Below are 2,588 nucleotides of genomic sequence, written 5' to 3'. Positions count from 1 at the left end.
TACAGTAATATGGTCATGGCGGCATGACCATATTACTGGGGATCCCTCAGCCCGGTGGGAGAGGGTTGGGGTGAGGGCACCAGAGCACACCCATTCCGGGTCGGGTAAGGCGAAGCCGCTACCCGACTTATTCTTAACGTACTACCGCTTGTCCGATATTTTCATCCGCCTTCCACACGCGATATTTCACTTCCACGTTTTCCGGCGTATACACCACGATTGGCAGCTTGCTGTTGTAGCGTAACAGGCTGTTATCACCCAGATACGCGGTCACGAATTTCTTCTCTTTCTTGCCATCCGGGCAGGCCATCATGGTGGAAACCGGTGACGTCACTTTATCAAAGATAAAGTAGTCGTAGCCCCAGCCTTCCAGCGTTTTGCTTTCCAGCTGTCCGCCGAGACGATGCTGGTTGCAATCCACTTCCAGCGTCTGGCCGATCAACAGTTCCACTTTGAAATTCGCTTCATTTTGCTGAGCCGGTAACTGGATCACCTGACGCTTCATGCCTTTTTCCGCTTGCGGATAAGGCGCGATTTTTTCCAGAGGTTGTACCTTCTGGCTTTCAGTTGCGAAGGCGCTGGTGCTGACGCACGCGGCGGCGATCAGGGCAAGGGCAAATTTAGGTGCGTTTTTCACAGTCATTCCTTTATGTCAAAACCATCCTGATGAGATTAGCATAACGCCCATGAATGATTAGCGTGATTTACTTACATTTTCAATAAAAGCAGAGTAATGAGCTAATGCAGTGCCATTTTTGTGGTGGTTTGTACTTCGGTGGAGTCTGGCGGCAGATCGTGTTATTTTAAGGCATACATAATGTTATTCATCTGTAAAGGGAAGAGAGATGATTCGTGCAAAACTGAAAACACCTGAAGGCCGTAAGTTCCTCCTGGCGCTGCTGGTTGTGTTTATGATTGCGGCCGCGTGCGTGGGCCGGGCAACCATTGTCGGCGTCATCGAACAGTACAACATTCCACTCTCTGCGTGGACGACCAGCATGTATGTCCTGCAGTCGGCGATGATCTTCGTTTACAGCCTGGTGTTCACCGTCCTGCTTGCCATTCCGCTGGGTATTTTCTTCCTTGGCGGGCGCGACAAGCACTAAGCGTTCACTTGCGATCTCAAAAGCCAGCCTGCGGGGTGGCTTTTTTTGTGCATAAAAAAACCAGCCATATGGCTGGTTTTTAAATAGTTTTGGTCGGCACGAGAGGATTTGAACCTCCGACCCCCGACACCCCATGTCACTGCGTTAAAGCCGCTGCAACCATTGTAAATACTGGTGCTACGGCATGTTTGACTGTATATGCAAACAGTGCATTTTTTGCAAAATCCGCACTATATACATCAATGAGTTACGGGTAGGTTTTTCCCCATACATCACCCGGCTTTAAAGACAATTTCAGCATGAGGAACTTCTACCCATTCCACATGGTTCTGGGTATAAATTTTTGTCGATTTTGCATCACTATGGGCCATCCTTGCCTGCGGATCGATACCTTGTCTTTCGAAAATATGAGCCGCCAGCGCTCTAATCTCGTGGAAAGTTGGCCTTTCTTTGATAGGTAATTCTGCCGCTACACCTATCCGGTCCCGCAGCTCTGAAAATGCCCTGCTCAAATAATCAGGGGCCACCTGTGTTGGGTGGTTAACTTCCTTGCTTATCGGATTGCTTCTCTTTTCCAGAAGCCGGTGAACAACATAAGGACTGGCCACATTGTCTCTGCTGTTGTCGATGATCTCTTTCAGGGCCCTGCCGATCGGAATAGCGACGTGTGAAGCCTCTTTGTGCTGCACTTTTTGCCGATGAATGTAAAGCGTTCCGAATATGCCAGCCTCCTCCTGATCGAACCATACACAGCCGCAAACCCCTTCTTGAGGTTCCTTGATCGAGTACCGGATCCGGGAAACTTCCAGGCGCGCTTGCGTAGTTTGTATGGCAAGGTCCATTGCAGTCTTCAGCCAAGGTTCAGCAGCTGCATGTATGGCCAAGAACTGTTCCAAAGTGAGTCGCCGGCGGACCTTTTTATCGACACGCCGCATTTTTTTCCGTGTTGCAGGGTTATCCATCATTAGCGATTCATCAACAGCATAAGAGAATAGCTTTTTCAGGAAGCTAACTTTTCGGTTCTGAACATTGGCCGACGATTCAGAATGGTAATTTCGTATGTAGGCATTTACGTGCTCAAGCTCAATATCGCATGCGGGTATGTTATTAAAAAATTCTTTAACCCTGATGGCATCATTATTCCAATCGTCAAGTGTGCTTTTAGACGGCTGCTCATCTTTGATCGCTCTCTCCATAATGCGATCAACATGTTCAGAAAACGGGTGGGCTTCACCATTCAGCCCTCCCGATTCCCGAATTAATGAATCTATCGATGGTGTATTTTCAGGGCGCATCCTCAGGTTATATTCTCGGGCGATGGCGATAGCCATTACTCGATCCGAACCGAGAGTTTTCTTTTTCCCAGTTATAAGCGTGAACTTATACACGCCACGATCTTTATCAAAAAAAAGATAATCAGGAAGGTGGCTGTAGATTCAACCTGTCAACGCAACACCCTTTTCAATTATCTCTTTCGGTGTT

At 48.2% G+C, this 2,588-nt stretch carries 3 protein-coding genes; 1 reads left to right on the top strand and 2 read right to left on the bottom strand.

Translation table 11 applies throughout. The features are described 5' to 3' along the window. Window positions 1-133: 133 nt before the first annotated feature. Window positions 134-643: a serine protease inhibitor ecotin gene (eco, locus tag HX884_RS26045; protein ID WP_029883097.1), complete on the bottom strand. Its 510-nt coding sequence runs from the start codon at window positions 641-643 to the stop codon at window positions 134-136. A gap of 202 nt (window positions 644-845) precedes the next feature. Here eco and HX884_RS26040 point away from each other — a divergent pair, with 202 nt between their 5' ends. Next, entirely contained in the window at window positions 846-1,106 is a 261-nt protein-coding gene (locus HX884_RS26040) for a DUF2534 family protein (RefSeq protein ID WP_013097997.1), read from the top strand. A 272-nt stretch (window positions 1,107-1,378) separates the two neighbouring features. Here the strand turns inward: HX884_RS26040 and HX884_RS26035 are convergent, their stop codons facing one another. Continuing rightward, the gene (locus HX884_RS26035; protein WP_256737200.1) at window positions 1,379-2,437 is read right to left on the bottom strand and encodes a phage integrase SAM-like domain-containing protein; all 1,059 of its coding nucleotides are present in this window, start codon (window positions 2,435-2,437) and stop codon (window positions 1,379-1,381) included. Window positions 2,438-2,588: the final 151 nt, after the last annotated feature.

The organism is Enterobacter sp. SECR19-1250 (assembly GCF_013391025.1).
GTDB lineage: Bacteria > Pseudomonadota > Gammaproteobacteria > Enterobacterales > Enterobacteriaceae > Enterobacter > Enterobacter cloacae.
The sequence above is the reverse complement of the archived record's forward strand: the minus strand, read 5'-3'. Positions and strand labels throughout refer to the sequence as shown.